This is a genomic window from Bathymodiolus azoricus thioautotrophic gill symbiont, assembly GCF_001298715.1.
In the GTDB taxonomy this organism is placed as follows: Bacteria; Pseudomonadota; Gammaproteobacteria; order PS1; family Pseudothioglobaceae; genus Thiodubiliella.
Genome location: NZ_CDSC02000511.1, coordinates 1 through 2,798, shown reverse-complemented (window position 1 = coordinate 2,798; position 2,798 = coordinate 1). Strand labels below are relative to the sequence as shown.

2 protein-coding genes are annotated in these 2,798 nt (G+C 31.0%); both read left to right on the top strand.

The genetic code is table 11. The features are described 5' to 3' along the window. Positions 1 to 725: hypothetical protein (locus BAZSYMA_RS09570; RefSeq protein WP_206599463.1), on the top strand; the 725-nt coding region annotated here is incomplete at its 5' end. Beyond that, positions 725 to 2,290, top strand: coding sequence for a flavin-containing monooxygenase (locus BAZSYMA_RS09565; protein WP_090718562.1), 1,566 nt, complete (start codon positions 725 to 727; stop codon positions 2,288 to 2,290). The genes BAZSYMA_RS09570 and BAZSYMA_RS09565, both read left to right, overlap by 1 nt. Positions 2,291 to 2,798 lie beyond the last annotated feature (508 nt).

Here is a 2,798-nt window from a genome sequence, read left to right as displayed (position 1 = left end):
TTAGGACGGTTAAAATGAAAAGAGTATTTAGCGCAATTAATAAACATAAAAAAAACACCTTGTGTCACAAATTATTCAAGGATATTCATACAATTAATCAGGCAGATGTTATTGAAAAAATGCATATATGGGCGCCTTTGTTTGTTCATCTTTCAATGACATTTAGAGATATAAATCAGATGTTTTATTTCTCTAAAGATCCAAAAAACAATATGCAAAAAGCAATTAATGCACATGCTGAAATAGATAGTACGCATTGGGATATGTTAAAGGGTGATTTAAAAACTTTAGGGCTTTATAACAATATTAAGAATTATGGTGATGCTATGAATATGATTTGGCTAGATAGCGGTGCACCTATTAGAAATTATATGTACCATGCTATTGCTAGAGCTCAAATGTGTGGAGATAATGTTTTTTTAAAAATAGCTGCATTGGAGTCTGGAGAGACCACAGTAAAAATATTTTTTAACACAACTAAATATGTTGCTGAGTTGTATGAAAAAGAAACCGGAGAAAAATTACACTACTTTGGTGATCAACACATTGATAGTGAGGTAGATAATGCCATTGATTTATCAATTTTTGAACAAGAAGAACTTGATGATGAAACTTGGAATAAGTCCTTGCATATAATTGACGCCCATTTTGACGAATTTCAAAAATTTTTAGATTATAAATACTCAATTACATTCCCAGAAAAAGTTAATCTTAAGGAGGGTTGATGCAAAATAAAATCAAAATGTGCATTATTGGAGCAGGACCTTCTGGGCTTTGCACTGCAAAAGAAATTCAAGAAAACAATCCGAATATTGATATAAAAATTTTTGAAAAATCTAGCGATATTGGCGGTGTATTTGCAAACTGTTATCAAGATTTAACCTTGGTCAACAATCCTTTTTTAGTTAGTTTTAGTGATTTTCCTCCAGAAATAAATTGCAATAACTTAAAAATGTGGCGGGCAACAGAATATGTTAATTATTTAAATAATTACGCAAAGAAAAACAATATATTAAAGTTAATACATTTTAACAATACTGTTAAAAAAATAAGCAATATAAATGGTCAATGGAATATTGATTTTGAACATAATGGAAAAGTAAAAACAAATACTTTTGACTATTTGACTATTTGTACTGGCACTAATCAAAAGTCCAAAGAAATCCCCCTAAAAAACAAACAAAATTTTTCTGGCGAAATTATACGTAGTTCAGACCTCAAAGATGTATCTAGCTTAAAAGATAAGGCGGTTGTTTTCATAGGGTTGGGAGAAACAGCATCTGATCTAATTTATTTATCTCGCAATGTGGTAAAAAGCAGTTATGTCTCAATCCGTAGATGGCCAGGATACTTTATTCCAAGATACCATGACAACAAACCGACAGATTTGGATACATCTAATATTTATCACGCTATTTCTAGAAACATTGACGACAGCAAACTTTCTTTTTTAACAAAGCTTAAAAGAGAAATGGAGTATCGCAATATTATTTCAACAAATGATAAAAAAATTCAAAGCGCAATTAAAGATTTTAATTCTTCTAATCAGTCAATTAAGTATTTAGGTCCATTTCGCAGAGTTACAGTAAAAAGTTGTGGTTTTATTAAGGCTTATTTAGAGGGAAAAATCAACCTTAAGCCGAAAATTTCTGATTTAAAAGGAAAAACAGTTATGTTTGAAGATGGTAGTTCTGTTGAGGCAGACGCTATAGTTTTGTGTGCAGGTCATACTTTTAATTTATCTTTTTTTTCTAAAGAGATGAGAGATAGCATTTCTTCGCCAAATAAACTATACAAATATATGTTTATGCCAAAAATCAACAACTGTTGTTTTATCGGCTTCGTGCGTCCAAATTTAGGCTCATTGCCTTCTGTATCTGAATTGCAAGCAAGATATTTATCTGCTTATTTGAGTAAAAAAATATCCTTACCTAATCAAGAAACAATGCAAAAATGCATTTTAAATCAACAAGAAGCCTCAAAATGGCAATTTCCCGTTGATTTTGATCGTGTATCCCACATTGTTGATTACCGTAACTACACAAGATCTTTAGCCAAGGATTTAAAAGTTTTACCAAAACAATGGCGTCTATTTTTTTCAGATATTCACTTATGGTATAAAATTAATTTTTCTTTTTTATATCCAGGTATTTACAGAATACACCAAAAAGGCCCACAATCTAAAAAGGCAACATCTATCATCAAGCAACTTCCTACAATGCCTAAAAAAATATTGTTACTGGAAGGTGTTTTATATGTTTTAAATAAATTCAATTTCCGTAAAAGATAAAGGGACTCAAATATTAATTGAGACCTTTGCATAAATCAATTCATCTCACCAATCTGGCAAAAAAAAGTCTTATATAAAAACAACTATTCTTGACCCTGTAAACCAGATTGTGTAAAGTCCTCTCTAAAAATCAGACATAATCCTTTAATCTATCCTCATGCAGGATTATAAACTGATTCTGTAATGGTCCAATCAACTTAGACACATTTCAAGCCACGTTTTTTCAATTCAGCCATCTTCTGAGCAGGTGTAATATACCCAATGACTGAATGAATCCTTTTGGGTTCTTTCAAATCCTGAGTGGGTAACCCCATTAAAATAACACTCTACCACACACTCAAAAGGACGGTTAAAAATGCAAGATCTATTCACCCAAGCACTCGGTATAAATTCTCCTTGGTTTATTAAAGATGTTAGCTTTGACAACAAACAACTCAACATTCACATTGACTTTAAAAAGGTACTGTAATTTCTTTTCTGTAAATTCAACGTGAACACTTTTTAAATA